At 71.7% G+C, this 17,154-nt stretch carries 13 protein-coding genes; 8 read left to right on the forward strand and 5 right to left on the reverse strand.

What is annotated here, in order from left to right:
• Positions 1-3: 3 nt before the first annotated feature.
• Both VA596_RS21220 and eccE read right to left on the reverse strand, forming a co-directional pair.
• Entirely contained in the window at positions 4-729 is a 726-nt protein-coding gene (locus tag VA596_RS21220; RefSeq protein ID WP_323329536.1) for a hypothetical protein, read from the reverse strand.
• Positions 726-1,961, reverse strand: coding sequence for a type VII secretion protein EccE (gene eccE, locus VA596_RS21225; RefSeq protein WP_323329537.1), 1,236 nt, complete (start codon positions 1,959-1,961; stop codon positions 726-728). The genes VA596_RS21220 and eccE overlap by 4 nt, the downstream gene beginning before the upstream one ends.
• Before the next feature lie 642 nt (positions 1,962-2,603).
• Here eccE and eccB point away from each other — a divergent pair.
• From eccB to VA596_RS21240, 3 genes are all read left to right on the forward strand, one after another.
• Positions 2,604-4,244, forward strand: a complete 1,641-nt coding sequence (eccB, locus tag VA596_RS21230; RefSeq protein ID WP_323329538.1) for a type VII secretion protein EccB — start codon at positions 2,604-2,606, stop codon at positions 4,242-4,244.
• 65 nt (positions 4,245-4,309) lie between these two features.
• Complete coding sequence (locus VA596_RS21235) at positions 4,310-4,627, forward strand: hypothetical protein (protein ID WP_323329539.1); 318 nt, start codon at positions 4,310-4,312, stop codon at positions 4,625-4,627.
• Positions 4,624-5,730, forward strand: coding sequence for a WXG100 family type VII secretion target (locus VA596_RS21240; protein ID WP_458364013.1), 1,107 nt, complete (start codon positions 4,624-4,626; stop codon positions 5,728-5,730). The genes VA596_RS21235 and VA596_RS21240 overlap by 4 nt, the downstream gene beginning before the upstream one ends.
• 24 nt (positions 5,731-5,754) lie before the next feature.
• Here the strand turns inward: VA596_RS21240 and VA596_RS21245 are convergent, their stop codons facing one another.
• From VA596_RS21245 to VA596_RS21255, 3 genes are all read right to left on the reverse strand, one after another.
• Complete coding sequence (locus VA596_RS21245; RefSeq protein ID WP_323329540.1) at positions 5,755-7,389, reverse strand: S8 family serine peptidase; 1,635 nt, start codon at positions 7,387-7,389, stop codon at positions 5,755-5,757.
• Between the two features lie 20 nt (positions 7,390-7,409).
• The gene (gene eccD, locus VA596_RS21250; protein ID WP_323329541.1) at positions 7,410-8,774 is read right to left on the reverse strand and encodes a type VII secretion integral membrane protein EccD; all 1,365 of its coding nucleotides are present in this window, start codon (positions 8,772-8,774) and stop codon (positions 7,410-7,412) included.
• Between the two features lie 141 nt (positions 8,775-8,915).
• Entirely contained in the window at positions 8,916-9,311 is a 396-nt protein-coding gene (locus tag VA596_RS21255) for a hypothetical protein (RefSeq protein WP_323329542.1), read from the reverse strand.
• A 268-nt stretch (positions 9,312-9,579) separates the two neighbouring features.
• Here VA596_RS21255 and eccCa point away from each other — a divergent pair, with 268 nt between their 5' ends.
• The 5 genes from eccCa (at position 9,580) to VA596_RS21280 (ending at position 17,116) form a co-directional block, all read left to right on the forward strand.
• A complete protein-coding gene (eccCa, locus tag VA596_RS21260) occupies positions 9,580-13,593 on the forward strand; it encodes a type VII secretion protein EccCa (RefSeq protein WP_323329543.1) in 4,014 nt (1,337 codons plus the stop codon).
• Between the two features lie 214 nt (positions 13,594-13,807).
• Entirely contained in the window at positions 13,808-15,820 is a 2,013-nt protein-coding gene (locus tag VA596_RS21265) for a type VII secretion-associated protein (protein ID WP_323329544.1), read from the forward strand.
• A 75-nt stretch (positions 15,821-15,895) separates the two neighbouring features.
• A complete protein-coding gene (locus VA596_RS21270) occupies positions 15,896-16,192 on the forward strand; it encodes a hypothetical protein (RefSeq protein ID WP_410171911.1) in 297 nt (98 codons plus the stop codon).
• Positions 16,193-16,443: 251 nt separating this feature from the next.
• A complete protein-coding gene (locus tag VA596_RS21275) occupies positions 16,444-16,761 on the forward strand; it encodes a WXG100 family type VII secretion target (RefSeq protein ID WP_323329546.1) in 318 nt (105 codons plus the stop codon).
• A gap of 61 nt (positions 16,762-16,822) precedes the next feature.
• Positions 16,823-17,116 carry a WXG100 family type VII secretion target gene (locus VA596_RS21280; protein ID WP_323329547.1) on the forward strand — a complete coding sequence of 98 codons (294 nt, stop codon included), beginning with the start codon at positions 16,823-16,825 and terminating at the stop codon, positions 17,114-17,116.
• Positions 17,117-17,154: the final 38 nt, after the last annotated feature.

Genomic DNA, 17,154 nt, shown 5'->3' on the forward strand with positions numbered 1-17,154 from the left:
ACCTCAGTCGCCGCGGCGGACGGGGCCCAGGAGCTGTTGCTCCTTGCCCGTCGTCACCAGCCTCAGCGGTCGCCACAGGTTGCGGCCCAGGGCCACCACCTGGTCGTCCTTCAACGTCGTCAGCTGGCGCATCATCTGGGGCGGCAGGCGCCAGATGCGGGCCGCCAGCTCGGCCTGGCCGGCCGGGAGGCGCTGCATCAGCACCAGGTCCGCCGCGTTGGCCGTCGCGCCCGCCTGCGGGTGCAGGTACGGAAGGACGTAGACCGTCGTCTGCCACGGCGAGCGGGGCGGGAACAGGTCCTGCGGGGTCGGGCCGCCGTCGGTGACCACCAGCAGCGGGGCGTCCTCCGACGGGCGCGGCAGCTCGACCGGCGAGAGCCGGCGGATCTGCACCAGCGGCGACGGCCGTCCGTCGTTACCGCTGCTGCCGGCCGCGCGGGCCAGGACCTGCCACTCCGTCGGGCGACCGGTCGCGACCACGACCCACGCGCCGACCGCCATCGCGCGCATCGCGACCTGGCGGGCCAGGTACAGCCCGCCCACCAGCACGATGCGGGTCGGCGTCGAGCGCAGGGCCGAGATGGTCAGTGGCTCGCCCTTGAGGCCCGAGCCGAGCACGATGCCACCGCGGTCACCCGAGGGGCTGATCGCGTCGAGCATCGCGGGGTCCACGGTGAACTCCGGCGCCACACCGGTGTTCTGCCCGGCGTCGCGGACGCGGGAAGTCATGCCGTACCTCCGATCGGCAACGTCGCGGCGAGCGCGGAGACCTGCAGCCCGCGCAGCGGCGTCAGGTCGACGCCCAGCCGTTCGGACAGGCTCTTCAGCCGCTGGTCCGCGGCGTCGAGCTCACGCGGGTTGCGCGCGCTCAGCCGGACCACGCCGCGCAGCCCGATCTTGCCGTCGTCCGAGGCCGGCGAGATCGACATCGCGACCGAGGCGGACAGCGCGCGGACGCTCGTCAGCGCGTTCAGGCTGCCGGTGATCTTGCCCTTCGGCCAGCCGGTGATCGCGTAGCTCGCGTGGCCGATGCCGGCCGCGGTCACGCCGGACCACCGCTCCTGCAACGTCACCCGGGTGGGAGAGCCCGCGACCGACGTGAGCTCCGCGGCGGAAATGCTCGCCCGCAGCAGCTCGTCCGGGTCGAGGGGCCGGGTCGGCACCCCCTGGGACTCAAGGGCGTTGCGGACGCGGGAAAGCGCGCCGATCAGCGCGCGGTGGGCGCCGACGACGCCGCCGCCGCGCTCCCGGATCGCCGCCGGGCACCGCTTCGGGTCCAGCCGGATCGCGACCCACGTCGTCCGCCGCGCCGCCGCGGGCAGCGGGCCGAGCACCTCCATGTAGGAGCTCAGCGCCGGCGAATCCGACGGCAGCGCCGCGCTGCCCGGGTAGCTGTGCCAGATCATCTGGATGGAGTCGAGGACCACACCGCGGTCTTCGAGGCACGGCGCCAGAGCCGAGAGCGGCAGGCTCGGCGCGTCCCCGGCCTGGGTGATCATCGCCGGGGTCGGCTCGACGAGCAGCACCGCCGTCCACGTGCCGTCGTGCCAGGCGAGGCCGACCTGCTGGCGCTCGTGGTCGACGCCGTGCGCGACGACGAGGTCCGGGACGGCGATGCGGAGCAGGTTCACGCGCGCGTCGTCCGCGCCGGTCACCGCGGTCTCCTCGGCCGCCATCGCCTCGACGGAGCTCGGCGGCAGCGGCTCGGCGACCCGGTCGTGGGACCGGAAGGTGTAGCGCATCGTCAGGCCGAACCACTGGGTGAACCAGCGGCCGCGCCACCGCAGCAGCGCGACGATCAACGCGAACGCGAGGATGCCGATCCCCACGTACTTCAGCGACATGTCGATGGCGAGCAGGACCAGCCCGATCGCGAGGCCGACCTCGAGCACGACGAGGTTCGCCACGGGGAGCGGGCCGAGGTTCACCCCGGAGGACCGGCGCCGCGCGGGCGGGGCCATCCGGGCCGGGGCGGGAGCGGAAGGAGCGGGACCGTCGGAGTCACCGGATCCCTGCGGACCGCCACCGGGACCACCCGGACCTCCGGGTCCACCGGGTCCGCCCGGGCCACCACCGCCGGGCCCACCGGGGCCGCCAGGTCCACCGCCACCGGGGCCGCCCGGGCCGTTCGGGCCACCGCCGCCGGGGCCGCCAGGTCCGCCCGGGCCGCCGGGACCGTTCGGGCCCCCGGGGCCACCAGGAAGGGGACGGGGTCCGGTGGAACCAGGACCGCCGGGGCCGCGCGGAGGCATAGTGGGGACGCCGGGTCCGCCAGGCATGCCGCCGGGGCCTCCGGGTCCGCCACCGGGACCACCCGGTACGCCACCGGGTCCTCCGGGACCACCCGGGCCCATGGGTCTCCCCGGACGAGGCGGCGGGCCCGGCTGACGGCCGGGCGGCGGGGGCCCAGGCGGACCTGGCGGACGTGGAGGGTTGGTGACGGACATCCGCGCTTTCTCTTCCCCTCGTGCTTGCTGCGTACCCAGAAGCCGGGTCCCGGGGTGTCCGACCCTAGCTTGAGTTGGTAGAAACCCCACACCAGACGGTCCCCGTACGGCTATCCTGCGGAACCGTACCGCGACGGGGAGAGCTGTAGGTCGAGAATGCCATCAACACCCACGACTAAGTCTCAGGTTCAGGCGTACAAGTTCGTCCTGCGCCGGATGCAGTCGGCACTGGTCCGGCGCGACGCCGTGATGTTGCACGACCCGATGCGCACCCACACGAGGGCGACGATCGTCGGGGTGGTGCTCGGCGCCCTCGTCGCGGTCGTGTTCGTCGTCTTGGCCCTGCTCAGCCCGGCGCCGTCGGTGCCCGAGGCCGGCAACATCGTCATCGGCGAGCAGTCCGGCACGGTCTACGTGGTGATGGGGAACCCGAAGACGCTCGTCCCCACCTTCAACCTCGCGTCCGCGCGGCTTCTGCTGATCGCGCAGCAGAAGCAGTCGAGCGCGGGTGCCGCCGGCGCCGCGGGGGCCCCGGCCGCGCCCGCCGCGGCGGCCACCCCGGCGAGTGTGAAGAACCCCACCGTCGTTTCGGATGAACAGCTGAAGAACATTCCGCGCGGAAAGCTGACCGGAATTCCGGACGGCCCGCAGTTGATCCCGGGGGACACCCAGCGGATTTCCGCGAATTGGGCGGTGTGCGACCAGGTTCAGCTCGACCCGTCCCTGCCGAACCCCGATACCGGCAAGGTCAACACCTACGTGTTCGGCGGCGTCGCGCCGACCGGTCTCGGCACGGAACTGCGCGAGAACGAAGCGCTGCTGGCGGCCGCCGACAACGGCAAGACGTACCTGATCTACCGGCTGCCGAGCTCGCAGAACCGGCCGAACGCGAACACCGTCCGCGCCGAGATCGACGAATCCAACGCGAACGACGCCGTCCGCACGGCGCTCGGGCTGCAGAAGCCGGCGCGGAAGATCACGCAGGGCCTGCTGAACGCGATCCCCGAGGTCGCCAAGCTGAGCCCGCCGCTGATCCCGGACGGCGCCCCGCCCGCCGACTTCGACGGGCTGGCCGTCGGCGACGTCTTCTCCACGCAGCCGACCGGTGACCAGCCGAAGTACTGGGCCATCACGACGGCCGGCATCCAGCAGGTGTCGAACGCGGTCGCCGACGTCATGCGCGTCGCGAAGCACGGCAGCGCGAGCCGGCTCCAGATCCTCGGCCTCGACAAGCTGTCCGGCGTCAAGGTCCTGCTGCCCGGCGACCCCGCCTACATCCCGGTCGACGACTTCCCGCGCGCGGTCCCGACGATCCTCGACGCGACGAAGAACTCGTCGGTCGCGTGCCTCGGGTGGTCGCTGGTGGGTTCGGGCACCGGCCAGGACGGGCACACCTCGGTGTACATCGACACGCAGCTGCCGGGCGCGAAGGCGACCGGCGACAAGTTCACCCCGACGAACGTCACGACGCCCGGCCCGAACCGCGTGCCCATCAACGGTTTCTACCTGCAGCCCGGCTTCGGCGCGGTGGTGCAGTCCGCCACCGGCAAGGACAGCTTCGGCAAGGGCGCGATCCAGCTGATCTCGGACCGCGGCATCCGCTACAGCGTCCCGGACGCCACGACCGCCGACGCGATCGGCCTGAACAACCGGCAGCCCGCGCCCGAGTCGATCATCGGGCTGCTGCCGACCGGGGCTTCGCTGAACACCCAGGACGTGCTCAAGCAGTTCGACTCGGTGCCGATCGACCCGAACGCCGGCTCGTTCCCGACGCAGACGCCGCAAACCGGCGGCTGAGGGAACCACCGGGCCGCGGCGCGCGTCACACGCTCGACGAGTCTTTTGGGCGAGCGGAGGGTGCCGTGGCCGGCTTGAGGATGGACGGCGTTGCCGTCGCCGAGTACGCCAAGACGGCCGAGGAGGCCGCTGCCGACCTGGATTCGGCCGCGGCCGACGTGGGCGGGGGAGGCGTCTCCGACGAGTCCTACGGCGCGCTGGGGGCCCGGATCGGCCTCGGTGCGTCGTACGGCCGCGCGTCGGGTGCGCTGCGGCAGCAGCTCGCCGACGGCGCGGAGGCGTTGCGGTCGGCCGCCGAGGCCCTCGAGCGCGTCGCGACGCGCCACAGCAACCAGGACGCCGAAGCCGCGGACCTGATCAAGCGCGCCGGGAGGCTCGAATGATGTTCGCCGAACCGGAGGGCTCCACCGACTCCATCCCGCACCCGCTGTCCAAGCGGGCCACCGCCGTGGCCCCGGCGGTGCCGGCCCTGGTGTTCGGGCCGGACGCGGACGGCGACGAGATCGCCGCCACGGCCGAGCCGTACCTGGCCTACCTCACGGATCTTTCGGGACGGCTCGGGCTGATCGACCCCGTCGAGACGTACTTCCGCCCGCTGATCGGCCGGTGGAGCGAGCTCGGTGCCGAAGCCGGCCGGCTGCGCCAGGCCGCCGCCACGGCCGCCGAGGTGTCCGCCCGGCTCGACGACCGGCTCGGCCGTCTCGACGGCGGCTGGGAAGGACGGGACGCGGACGCGTTCGTCGCCTACATCCGCGAGATCGGCGCGGCGGGCGGCGACGTCCGGGAGGCGCTCGAGGTCCTGGCCGGCGCGCTCGACGAGCTGGTGACGACCCTGCGGCACGTCGTCGTCGATCTCGTCGAAGTACTGGTGGACGCGGCGGATCTGGCGTCCGAGTCGATGACGCTCCCGAACGGCGGCACCCGCCGGGCGCGGTCGCAGCTGCAGGAGACGCAGGAATCGGCGAAGGCCCTGTACGAGACCGCGCGGGACGTCCTCGAGGCGTTCGACCGGCTTTGTGACGGTGTCGACGATCCCGACGTGGCTTCCCGCAGCGTCGAGATCAACCACCGGTACCCGCAGGAGCGCTTCAAGCTGCACGACGACGCTCTCACCGAGAGTTCCGCCGCGGAAGGTGACGCGACGACGCCGTCTTCGGACGACGTCATGACCCCGTCGTCAGCGGAGCCGAAGCACACGGGGGTGGCGACGCCGGACGACACGCAGCAACCCGCCGCGGCCGCGCCCCAGCCGGCCCCCGCCCCGGACAGCTCGGCGAACGCCGGCGCGTCGGGCATGCCGATGATGCCGATGATGGGCTTCGGTGCCTTCGGCGGAGGTGGCGGCCAGGGCCGCCGGCCGTCGAAGAACCGGCCGATGATCAAGTCGTCGGAGCTGCTGGGCGAGCCCGGTCTGGTGGCGCCGCCGGTCATCGGCGAGGACGAAAACCCGCAGCCGAAGCCGAAGAAGCCGCCGGCACCGCAGTAACGGGCGCGGGCCGGCGGCGGGGGTTCAGCGGCCGGGGCCGGTCTCGGCCGGGCGGTTGCGGCGGATCGTGCGCATCACGAAGAGCGTGATCAGCAGGGCCACGAGGCCGCCGCCGGTGCCGGCCAGCGCCACGATCATCGGGGTCGAGCTGTGGTCGTTGGCCGGGGGGAGCTGCGCCATCTGCGGGCCCGGGATCGGCGCCTGGTTCCCGACCTCGGACGGCAGGCTCTGCGTCAGCGCCGCCACCGGGTCGATCACGCCGTACCCGACGAAGTTGTCGCGGCCGCCCGGCGCCGCCGGGTGCTGGGCGGTCTGCTTGATGCGGTTGACGATGCCCTTGCCGTCGAGCTGCGGGAACTTGGCCTTGACCAACGCCGCGAGGCCCGCCACGTACGGCGCGGCAAAGCTCGTTCCCTGGATCGGGCTGGCCTTGTCACCGCTTTCGAACGTCAGGTTCGCCAGGCCCGGGGAGCCCTCGGCGGGGTCGAGCGAGGTGATCTGCGTGCCGGGAGCGGCGACGCCGACCCACGGGCCGTGCACGCTGAACGGCGCCACACTGCCGGTCTCGTCGATGGCTCCGACGGACAGCACGTCGTCGGCGAACCACGGCGGCGTCACGATCGTCTTGGGCTTCCTCGCGTCCGGCTGGTCGTTCTGCGGGCACGTGTCCGTCGCGTTGCCGGCGGCGGCCACGATCACGATGCCCACCGACGCCGCGTAGTGCACGGCGGCCTGGACCTGCTGCTCGCCTTCGGTGATCGACCCCGTCGCCGGGCGGCAGTTGTCGACCGACATGTTGATGACGTCGGCGGCCTTGCGGTCGGCGATGCCGCGGATGATCTCGGCCAGCGTCTTCAGCGTGCCCGCCGTGCCGGCCTTTTCCAGCTGCCGTCCGCCGTTCGTCTGCCCGGGTGAGGTCCGGTCGCCGTCACCGGAGCCGCTTCCGCCACCACCGTTGCCGGACGGCGGGAGTGAGGACTCGGTTCCGGAGGGCGGGTTGGTGCTGGACGAGGGCGTACCACTGGCGGTGTTGCTCGCCGGCGGGGTCGACGTCGAGGTGTCGGGCTCGTAGTTCTCGCTCAGCTGGCGGTAGGACACGATGGTGGCGTCCGGTGCGACGCCGACGAAACCGACCTCGGGGTTGTCCGGCTTGCCGGCGATGATGCCGGCCACCTCGGTGCCGTGGCCGTCGCAGTCTTCGAGGCCCGGCTGGGCCTTCGAGGGCGTCGCGACGTACTCCCCGCCGGACTTGATCCGGTCCTGGAACCAGGGGTGCGGCGTCACGCCGGTGTCGACCACCGCGACCTTCACGCCGCCGCCGGCGGAATGGTCGGGGGTGGCGGCCTTGACGATCTCCTGCGCCTTGGAGATCTGCAGGTAGTCCTGGCCCCACGGCCGGTTCTTCAGCACGACGGTCTGGCCGAGGACGGCGCGCTGGACGCAGCCCTTCGACTGCTTGTACTTCTTGTCCGGCTGGCCCGAATCCGGGATGAGCTTGCTCATGTCCACCGGCGGCGGGGTCGCGAAGTAGCCGTCGGCGGGTGCCGTCTGCGCCCAGCCCGGCAGCGCCACGGCCAGCGGGGTCAGGAGGCCGATCGTGCCGGCCAGCAACGCGGTCGTGGTCCGCCGGGCCGGGCCGAAGCGGTGTCCTACAGCCATCCGAGAGTCACCTGGCCCGGTCACTTGAAGTTCAGGTGCCGCAGGGTGGTGTAGAGGTCCATCACACCCAGGGCGAGCGGGAGCACGGACGCGATGCAGAGCGCCTCGATGATCTCCACGGTGCGCCGCAGCGGCGGGGAGAAGCGCTGGTTCGGGAAGATCACGCCGACCACGAGCGCGCCCGCGGCCAGCAGGATCAGCACGCCGAACACGATGAACAGGCGGTTCTGCGGGCTCGACGTGGTCAGCCAGCCGATCGCGATGCCGGTCGCCGAGACCAGGCCCGTGGTGAGCAGCGCGATGGCCTGGCTGCCGTTCGCGTACGCGCGGGCACGCAGCAGCAGCACGAGCGTCGCGACGACGCTGAGGATGATCCCGAACACGCCGGGCGCACTGGCGGCGATGACCGCGGACACCGCGACCGTGGCGCCGCAGCCGATCATCAGGCCGGTCATGTAGTTGTGCGCGATCGCCGTGCGGCGCTCGATCGCCCGGTAGTCGGGGAAGCCCGAGTCCTCCTTGAGCTCCTCCGCGCTGCCCGGGACGTGCGGCAGCGGCAGCTTCGCGAGCCAGATCGTGGCGCGCGGCAGGACCGAGATGCAGGCGAGGGTGACCGCGATGGTGCCGGCCGCGATGCCGGGGGCCGGGTGCGCGATGAGCGTGCCGAACAGGAACGCCAGCGCCCCGAAGGTGCCCGCGGTGGCGGCCGCGATGAACGTCGTGATGCCGGCGCCGATGACCATGATGCAGACCGACGCGACGATGATCACGAGGACCGCGCCGAGCAGCAGGTTCGCCCGCAGCGACAGGCCCGGCACGATGTAGAAGCCGCTGACGAAGGCCAGTGGCAGCCCGCCCGCCGCGGCGACCAGCACTCCGGTCGACTCGGCCTGGTAGGCCTTGGCGAGCGTCGCGCCGACCGCGACGCACGCGATCGCGCCGATGCCGCCCGCGATGGCCGCGCCGAGCGCGCTGCCGCCGTAGAACGAGCCGCTCAGGAACAGCGCGACGGCGGCGGCGATCAGCGCCAGCCCACCCGCGACGTGCCCGAAGCGGTTGGCCGTTTCCTTCGTCCACGGCCGGAAGCTGTCCGGCGACGACTCGGCGATCGCGTCGACGACGTCGTCGTACAGCGGCGGCGGCGGGTTCTCGTTGCGCTTGCGCAGCTGCAGCAGCTCACCGTCGACGACGCCGAGCGAGGCGAGCGTGCGGCTCGGGTCGAGCGGGGCGTCGCCGAGCTTCGCCAGCGCCCAGCCGCCGTGGCGGGCGCCGCCGTCGGGCGACGACTCCTTGGCCATGTCCAGCAGCATCGGGAGGAGATCGGCCACCGCGACGTCGGCCGGCAACGCCACGTCGATCCGGGTGGACGGCGCAACCACCGTCACCCTGCTGAAAACTGTCGTGCCCGTAGCCACTGCACTGCCCCCGCTCGATCGAGACTGCTCCCGGGGGAACTTATACCGGACCCGGGTGCGGACATCATCGAACGTCCGAAATTCACCGACGACCGCGGTCGTCCCGGTCGGCTACTGGTGGTACCAGTGGGTGCAGTAGTACGGGCCGCCGTCTTCGTGGGTGCAGACCCGCCACCAGTGATCTCCGGGCACGGTGCCGTTCGCGGTCCGGCCGGTCCCGAGCGGGCCCTCGGCGATCCAGCCCGCCCAGCGGGCCGGATCGGGACCGTAGTCGGCCCGGTCCAGATAGGTGCGGGTGTTGCGCAAGTAGGAGCCGGCCGCGCCTTCGACGTCGGCGCAGAAGAAGAGGCTCTGTGAGCGGCCGCCGACTATTTCGTGAGGTGTCTCGTGGCACCCGGCTGCGGACTCGGTGGTCAGGCCGGCGCCGGATGCTTCGGCGGCCGTCGCGGTCAGCAACGCTGCCGCCGAAATGCCCGCCAGTGCCAATTTCCAGGTGCTCTCGTTCACGTGCCCCTCCTCGATCGATGATCATCGTCAACTCATGCCTAGCACGGTTGTCGCCGAGGGTGAACCGACCGTAACCGAGAGTGTGAAAGTCGATCTTCCGCGACCGGTCATGACTGTCGGTGGTGCGCCGTACACTCGCCTTGCGAGGGCAGGGACGCCCAGTTCCGGTATCCGGCGGAATTACCCCGCGGCGTTCGATAGGTTGTTCCGCGCACCTTGCGCACTAAACGGTGGCCGCCATCGTCGAGTTTGAATGAGGGGTCCTTCGATGAGCACGCTGCAGTTCAAGAAGTCGCCGCGGCTGGCGGCACCGCGCCCGCCCGGTGGCGAGGTGCACCTCGAGCCGCCGCCCGAGGTGCCCCGGGTCATCCCCGGCAACATCGTCATGAAGGCGCTGCCGATCGTCATGATCGTCGCGTCGCTCGGGATGATGGTCTTCATGTTCCAGGCCAGCAACCGGAACCCGATGATGATGGCCATGGGCGGCATGATGGTCGTCGGCACGCTCGGGATGATGGCCGGCGGCGGTGGCAAGGGCGGCGGCGCCAAGCGCGCCGAGATGGACGAAGACCGCAAGGACTACCTGCGTTACCTGGGCCAGATGCGCGACCGCGCCCGCGAGGCGATGGTCGACCAGCGGGCCGCGCTCGAGTGGGTGCACCCCGACCCCCAGTCCCTCTGGTCGCTCGCGGCGAGCCGCCGGATGTGGGAACGCCGCCAGAACGACCAGGACTTCCTGCACCTGCGCGTCGGGCGCAGCTCGCACCGCCTCGCGACGCGGCTGGTCCCGCCGCAGACCGGGCCGGTCGACGAGCTGGAGCCGATCGCCACCCTCGCGCTGCGCCGGTTCGTGCGCGCGCACTCGATCGTGCCGGACCTGCCCACCCAGATCACCCTGCGCGGGTTCGCCGCGGTGAGCATGCAGGGCGACCGGGCGCTGACCCGCGGCCTGACCCGCGCGATGCTCGCGCAGATGGTCACCTTCCACAGCCCCGACGACGTGCTGGTCGCGGTGGCCACCGCGGGCCGCGCGAAGGAGGAGTGGGAGTGGGCGAAGTGGCTGCCCCACGCCCAGCACCCCACGATGTCCGACGGCATCGGCCAGCTCCGCATGATGGCGGGTTCGCTGGCGCAGATCGAAAACTGGCTCGACGAAGAGCTGCGTGACCGCCAGCGGTTCTCCCGCAACGCGACCCCCGCGCCGGACCAGCCGCACGTCGTGATCATCGTCGACGACGCCGAGGTGACCCGCGAAGAGCAGATCATCCTCGAAGAGGGCCTGGTCGGCGTCACCCTGATCGACCTGTCCGACTCGATCGGCAACCTCGCCGCCCGCCGCGGCCTGCGCCTGGTCGTGGAAGCCGACCGGCTCGGTGCCCGCAGCGCAGGCGGCGTCGAGTGGTTCGGCCGCCCCGACACCCTCAGCGTGGTCGAGACCGAGTCGCTGGCCCGGCTCATCGCCCCCTATCGCGTCGGTGGCGCGGCGGGACAGGACGTCAGCGACGAAGAGCCGCTGCTGTCCAACCCGTCGCTGCTGGAACTGCTCGGCATCCCCGGCGACCCGATGACCTTCGACGTCCAGCAGGCGTGGCGGCCCCGCCCGATCCGCGACCGCTACCGCGTCCCGTTCGGCGTCGGCGAGTACGGCCAGCCCGTCGAACTCGACATCAAGGAAGCCGCCGCCGAAGGGATGGGCCCGCACGGCCTGTGCATCGGCGCGACCGGTTCCGGTAAGTCGGAGTTCCTCCGCACCCTGGTGCTGGGCATGCTCGCGACGCACTCGTCGAGCACGCTCAACTTCGTCCTCGTCGACTTCAAGGGTGGCGCGACCTTCCTCGGCCTCGACAAGGCACCCCACGTCTCCGCGGTCATCACCAACCTCGCCGACGAGGTGACGCTGGTCGACCGCATGAAGGACGCACTGGCCGGGGAGATGAACCGCCGGCAGGAGGCCTTGAAGAACGGCGGTAACTTCAAGAACGTCTGGGAGTACGAGAAAGCCCGCGAGAACGGCGCCGACCTCGACCCGCTGCCCGCCCTGTTCATCGTCTGTGACGAGTTCTCCGAACTGCTGGCGGCGAAGCCGGACTTCATCGACCTGTTCGTCGCGATCGGCCGGCTGGGCCGGTCGCTGCAGATGCACATGCTGCTCGCCTCCCAGCGCCTCGAAGAGGGCAAGCTGCGCGGCCTGGACTCGCACCTGTCCTACCGGATCGGCCTGAAGACGTTCTCCGCCGCGGAATCCCGCGCCGCGATCGGCGTGCCGGACGCGTTCGAGCTGCCGTCGGTCCCCGGTGGCGGTTACCTCAAGTTCGACACCTCGACGTTGGTGCGGTTCAAGGCCTCCTACGTCTCGGGCCCCTACCGCCCGGCCGGCATCCAGGCCGCCGGCCCGGCCGCGACCGTGGTCCGCGCCGACAAGCGGCCGCAGCTGTTCGTCCCGGACTTCGTCGAGCTGCCGAAGGAACCGGAACCGGAGCTGCTCGAGGCGGCACCGAAGGTCGAGGAACGGCAGTCCGAGGAAGCGGTCGAGCCGTCCGAGCTGGACGTGATCGTGTCACGGTTGATCGGGCAGGGCCCGCCGGCGCACGAGGTGTGGCTGCCGCCGCTGAAGGACCCGAACTCCCTCGACACGTTGCTGCCGAACCTGAACCCGACCGACGACCGCGGGCTGTCCCCGGTCGGCTTCTTCGGCAACGGCCGCCTGCAGGTCCCGCTCGGCATCATCGACCGGCCCTACGAGCAGCGCCGCGACCCGCTCTGGGCGGACTTCTCCGGTGCGTCCGGCCACGGCGTGATCGTGGGCGGGCCGCAGTCGGGCAAGTCGACGATGCTCCGCACGCTGATCATGTCGATGGCCCTGACCCACACCCCGGAAGAGGCGCAGTTCTACTGCCTCGACCTCGGTGGTGGCACCTTGGCCGGTCTGGCCGACCTGCCCCACGTCGGCGGGGTGGCCGTGGCCCGGCGCGAGCCGGACAAGGCCCGCCGGATCGTGGCCGAGCTGACCACCCTGCTCACCGAGCGGGAGGGCCGGTTCGGGGCGATGGGCATCGACTCGATGACCGAGTTCCGCAACCGCAAGCGCCGCGGCGAGGTCCGGCCGGAGCAGGACCCGTTCGGTGACGCGTTCCTGATCGTCGACAACTGGCGCGCCCTGCGCGACGACTTCGAAGAGCTGGAAACCGCGATCACCCGGCTCGCCACCCAGGGTCTGTCGTACGGCGTGCACGTGTTCATCGCCGCGAACCGGTGGGCCGACATCCGCCCGGCGATCAAGGACATGATCGGCACCCGGTTCGAGCTGCGCCTGGGTGACCCGACCGAGTCGGACATCGACCGCCGCGTCGCGGTGAACATCCCCTCCGGACGCCCGGGCCGCGGTCTGACGCGGGAGAAGCTGCACATGCTCGGCGGCCTGCCGCGCATCGACGGCTCCAGCGACCCGGAAACCATCGCCTCGGGCGTGGCGGACGCGGTGGCGAAGATCCGGGCCGCCTGGCGCGGCCGGGTCGCGCCGCAGGTCCGCCTGCTGCCGGAGATGATCACCTACGACGAGGTCCTCAAGCTCGATCAGCACCGCGACTCCAAGCTGATCCCGATCGGGGTCAACGAGGAGGACCTGCAGCCGATCTACCTGGACTTCAACGCCGAGCCGCACTTCTACGCCTTCGCCGACGGCGAGTCGGGGAAGACCAACCTGCTGCGGCAGATCGCCCGGGGCATCTCGGATCGGTTCACCGCGAAGGAAGCGCTGATCCTGCTGGTCGACTACCGGCGCAGCATGCTCGGGTTCGTCCAGGGCGATTCGCTGCTCGGGTACGCCGTGTCGGCGGCGCAGCTGGAGAGCATGGTCACCGACGTCTTCAACTCGATGACGCGCCGCCTGCCCGGCCCGGACGTCACGCAGGAGCAGCTGAAGACGCGGTCGTGGTGGAAGGGCCCGGAGCTGTTCATCCTGGTCGACGACTACGACCTGGTGGCGACCTCGACGAACAACCCGTTGCGCAAGATCTCCGACTTCCTGCCGCAGGCCAAGGACGTCGGCCTGCACCTGGTGGTCGTGCGGCGCACCGGTGGTGCGAGCAAGGCGATGTACGACCCGATCATCGGCAAGCTCAAGGAGATCGCGGCGCCGGGCATGGTCATGAACGGTTCGCGGGACGAAGGCGCCCTGGTCGGCAACATCAAGGCCGGCGCGATGCCGCCGGGCCGGGGCAACCTGCTGACCCGCAAGGCGGGCAAGCAGCTGGTTCAGGTGTCGTGGATCCAACCGGACTGAGCTGTGCCGTTGGTTCCCGATCCGGCCACAGTCACGGCCGAAGGGTTTCGCGGCACGGTTGCGCCCCGCGGGGGCGGCGGCCTGCTTTTGGCCGGATCGGGAACAGCGCGGCGGGGCGCACGGCGGTGGAGGGTAGGTTCCTCCCCGAGGGTGCGCCCCGCCGGCTCGGCCGCGGTGGCGCGGGGGATCGCGACGAATACTGCGGGAGCTGCTGGTGACGGTCCGGGTTGCGGTGGACTTCGGGACGTCGAGCACCTGCGTCGTCGCCTCGGTGAACGGGCGCGACCCGCAGGTCGTGGTGATCGACGGCCAGCCGCTGATGTCCTCGGCGGTCTTCGCGGCGGCGGACGGCACGCTGTTCGTCGGCCAGGAGGCCGAGCGGCAGGCGGCGGTCGACCCGTCGCGCTACGAGCCGAACCCCAAGCGCCGGATCGACGAGGGCGAGCTGCTGCTCGGTGACAGCGTCCTGCGCGTCACCGACGTCGTGCACGCCGTGCTGGGCCGGGCGGTCGCCGAAGCGCGGCGCCTGGCCGGTGAGGCCGAGGTCGACCTGCTCGTGCTGACCCACCCCGCGGACTGGGGCGCCATCCGCACCCGCCTGCTGCGCCAGGCCGCGGGCGGGCTGGCGCGCGAGGTCGCGCTGGTGCCCGAGCCGGTCGCGGCGGCGGTCTACCACGCGGCGACGTTCGCACCCCAGGACGTGACCAACGACCGCACCGTGGAGTTCAGCGGCCGCCCGGGCGACGCGCTGGCCGTGCTGGACCTCGGGGGCGGCACCGTCGACGTCAGCGTCGTCCGCCGGCTCCCGCCGGACACCGCGCGGGACCGGGCCGGCCGGCCGCAGCGCGGCGGTTTCCAGGTCCTCGCCACCCGGGGCGACCCGGCCTTCGGCGGCGCGGACATCGACCAGGCGCTGCTGGAGCACGTCGGCGAGCTCGTCGCGGGTGGGGAGCAGGACGCCTGGCGCCAGCTCGTCGAAGGCCGCGAGATGGTCGACCGGCGCCGTCGCCGCGTCCTGCGCCAGGACGTCCGTGGCGCGAAGGAGACGCTGTCGCGGCACGCCTACACCGACGTGCCGATGCCGCCGCCGTTCGCCGACGCGCACGTCACCCGCGAGGACCTCGAACGGCTGATCGCGGCGCCCCTGGGCCGCGCGGTGGAGCTGACCGTCGCCGCGATCGGCGACGCCGGCCTGCGCCCGAAGCAGCTCACCGCGATCTTCCTGGTCGGCGGGTCGAGCCGGATCCCGATGATCTCCCGGCTGGTGCACGAGCGCACCGGTGTCGTGCCGACGAGCCTCGACCAGCCGGAGACGGTGGTCGCGCGGGGCGCGTTGCGCGCGGTGCTGGTCGACCCGGACCGCACCGGCGCCCTGCCCGGCGAGGCGATGGCCCGGATGGGCGCGGTGCCGGGCGGCGCCCAGAGCCCGGCGGCCCAGCGCACCGAGGTCGTCCGCCCCGGCGAGGTCGCCCCGCGCCCGGTGCCGCCGCGCACGCCGCCCCCGTCGTTCGGCCCGCCGAACGCGAACCGCCCCGGGCCGCCGCCCTCGCCGCCCCACGGCCAGCCGGTGGCCCGCCCGTGGACGCCGGCGGCGGGCCAGCCCGCCCAGGGTGGCCCCGGCGGCCCGCCGCCGGCCCGTCCCGGTGGCGCGTCCGCACCCGAGCCGCCCGCGAAGAACCGCAAGAAGCTGTGGGGCCTCGTGGCCGGCGCCGTGGTCGTCGTCGCCGCGCTCGTCGTCGGCGGGGTGGTCCTCTTCTCCCACGACGACACCCAGGCCGAGACCGGCCGGACGCTCTCGCAGTACGACTTCAAGTTCGTCGTCCCCGACGACTGGGTGCAGACCGACGACCGGGTCGCCGACCGTCAGGTCGTCGTCCACCCCCAGGAGTCGGCGGACGGCAACGACCTGCTCGTCGCGCAGGAGTTCGTCATGGACTACGACGCGACCGCGGACCCGCAGAAGCTCGTGGACTTCCTCAAGCAGGGCGCGGACGAGAAACCCGCCCAGTACAGTGCGTTCAACCCGGCCCTGTCGTACGCGGGCCGGACCGTGATCGGCTACCACGAGAGCAAGAAGGACCGGCCCGACCTCCAGGTCGACTGGTACGTCATCGCGAAGGGCCGGATCCGGGTCCACGTCGGCTGCCAGTACGCGAAGGCCGAGTTGCGGGACCGGGTCTCCGCCGCCTGCACGCAGGCTGTGCGCACGGTCGAGATCCTCAACTGAGAGGCGGGCACGCGGGTGCCGTCCGAAGAATTCGAGAGCGCCGCGTCGTCGTTCCGGCGGATCGGCCAGGACGCGGTGACGCACGCCCGGCGCGTCGCCGGGAACGCGAAGGCGCGCAGCCGGCGCCACCACAGCGAAAACGTCGAACTGCTGAAGCGAACGGGACGCGGCGCGAAGTCCGGGGACCCGACGCCCGGCACGCTGCGCGCGGCCGCCGAACGGTTCCGCCGCGCCCGCGGGTTGTCCCTCCCGGCGGTTCCCGATCCGGCCGATTCGGTTCCTTCGCTTTCGCAATCTCCCGCTCGTACCGCTCGAACGAGTGAAGACGACGAAGACTTTTCCCAAATGCGAATCATGAAACGCGACGACTGAGCCGACTCGGCGTTAGCTGTGCGTGTGCTAACCCCGCTGGTGGGGAACGCATTTCCGGGTGACGTGTCGCCGGTTCGGGGAGTTTCGGGGATACCCGTGGCAATCGGTTCCCGGCGCGGGCGTTCACGCAAGCAACTACTTGCCCGCGAAGCACGACAAGAGGGAACCGGACATGGCATGGTCTGCGTCGTAGGGCCGTACAAACGAACGAGCTTGGTACGGCCAACCACTCTTACGAAGGGGGTTCCAGCATGGCTGGATTCCAGGGAACACCGGAGCAGTTCACCGACGCCGAGGCGCGCGTGACCGAGGTCCGCACGGGCATGGACCAGAACCTCGCGACGCTGCGCGACCGCATCGAGGCCACCCGCGCCGGCTGGCAGGGTCAGGCCCAGAAGGCGTTCGACCACGTGATGCTGCGGTTCGACGACGACGCCCGCCAGATGAACCAGGCGCTGCAGCGCATCGCCGACCTGCTCCGCGAGGCCGGTTCGAAGTACGCCCGTTCCGAGCAGCAGCAGCAGGAAGTCATCGGGTCGCTGAACAAGGGCTTCGACGCCCTCGGCTGAGTCGCACCCCTGATCTTTCCTTTCCATTCACCAAAACTTCCCAGCACAGAAGGAGCACATCATGCCCGATGGCGCCGGCATTGTCGTTAATTACGCCACCATCCACGCGGCCGCCGAGGACTGCAACAGCACCGGCAACGAGCTGCAGCAGGCCTTCGACCGCCTGAAGGACGACCTCAAGCCGCTGGTCACCACCTGGACCGGTAACGCCAAGGAGTCCTACGACCAGGCCCAGCGCGTCTGGGACCAGAAGTTCGAGGACCTGAAGCAGGTTCTGGCGCAGATCGCCGCCGCCCTGCCGCAGATCGCCGACGGCTACCAGTCGACGGACAACGCCGTCGAAGGCCTGTTCTGAGCCGCTAGCCCCGGGAACCACGGCGGGCCCGCACTTCG

This window comes from Amycolatopsis heterodermiae, from assembly GCF_034929455.1.
GTDB classification, from domain to species: Bacteria; Actinomycetota; Actinomycetes; order Mycobacteriales; family Pseudonocardiaceae; genus Amycolatopsis; species Amycolatopsis heterodermiae.

Coding starts and splice junctions, on each gene's coding strand:
- eccB (WP_323329538.1), top strand. CDS start 2,604: ATGCCATCAACACCCACGACTAAGTCTCAGGTTCAGGCGTACAAGTTC.
- VA596_RS21275 (WP_323329546.1), top strand. CDS start 16,444: ATGGCTGGATTCCAGGGAACACCGGAGCAGTTCACCGACGCCGAGGCG.
- eccCa (WP_323329543.1), top strand. CDS start 9,580: ATGAGCACGCTGCAGTTCAAGAAGTCGCCGCGGCTGGCGGCACCGCGC.
- VA596_RS21245 (WP_323329540.1), bottom strand. CDS start 7,389: ATGGCTGTAGGACACCGCTTCGGCCCGGCCCGGCGGACCACGACCGCG.
- VA596_RS21220 (WP_323329536.1), bottom strand. CDS start 729: ATGACTTCCCGCGTCCGCGACGCCGGGCAGAACACCGGTGTGGCGCCG.
- VA596_RS21240 (WP_458364013.1), top strand. CDS start 4,624: ATGATGTTCGCCGAACCGGAGGGCTCCACCGACTCCATCCCGCACCCG.
- VA596_RS21280 (WP_323329547.1), top strand. CDS start 16,823: ATGCCCGATGGCGCCGGCATTGTCGTTAATTACGCCACCATCCACGCG.
- eccE (WP_323329537.1), bottom strand. CDS start 1,961: ATGGCCCCGCCCGCGCGGCGCCGGTCCTCCGGGGTGAACCTCGGCCCG.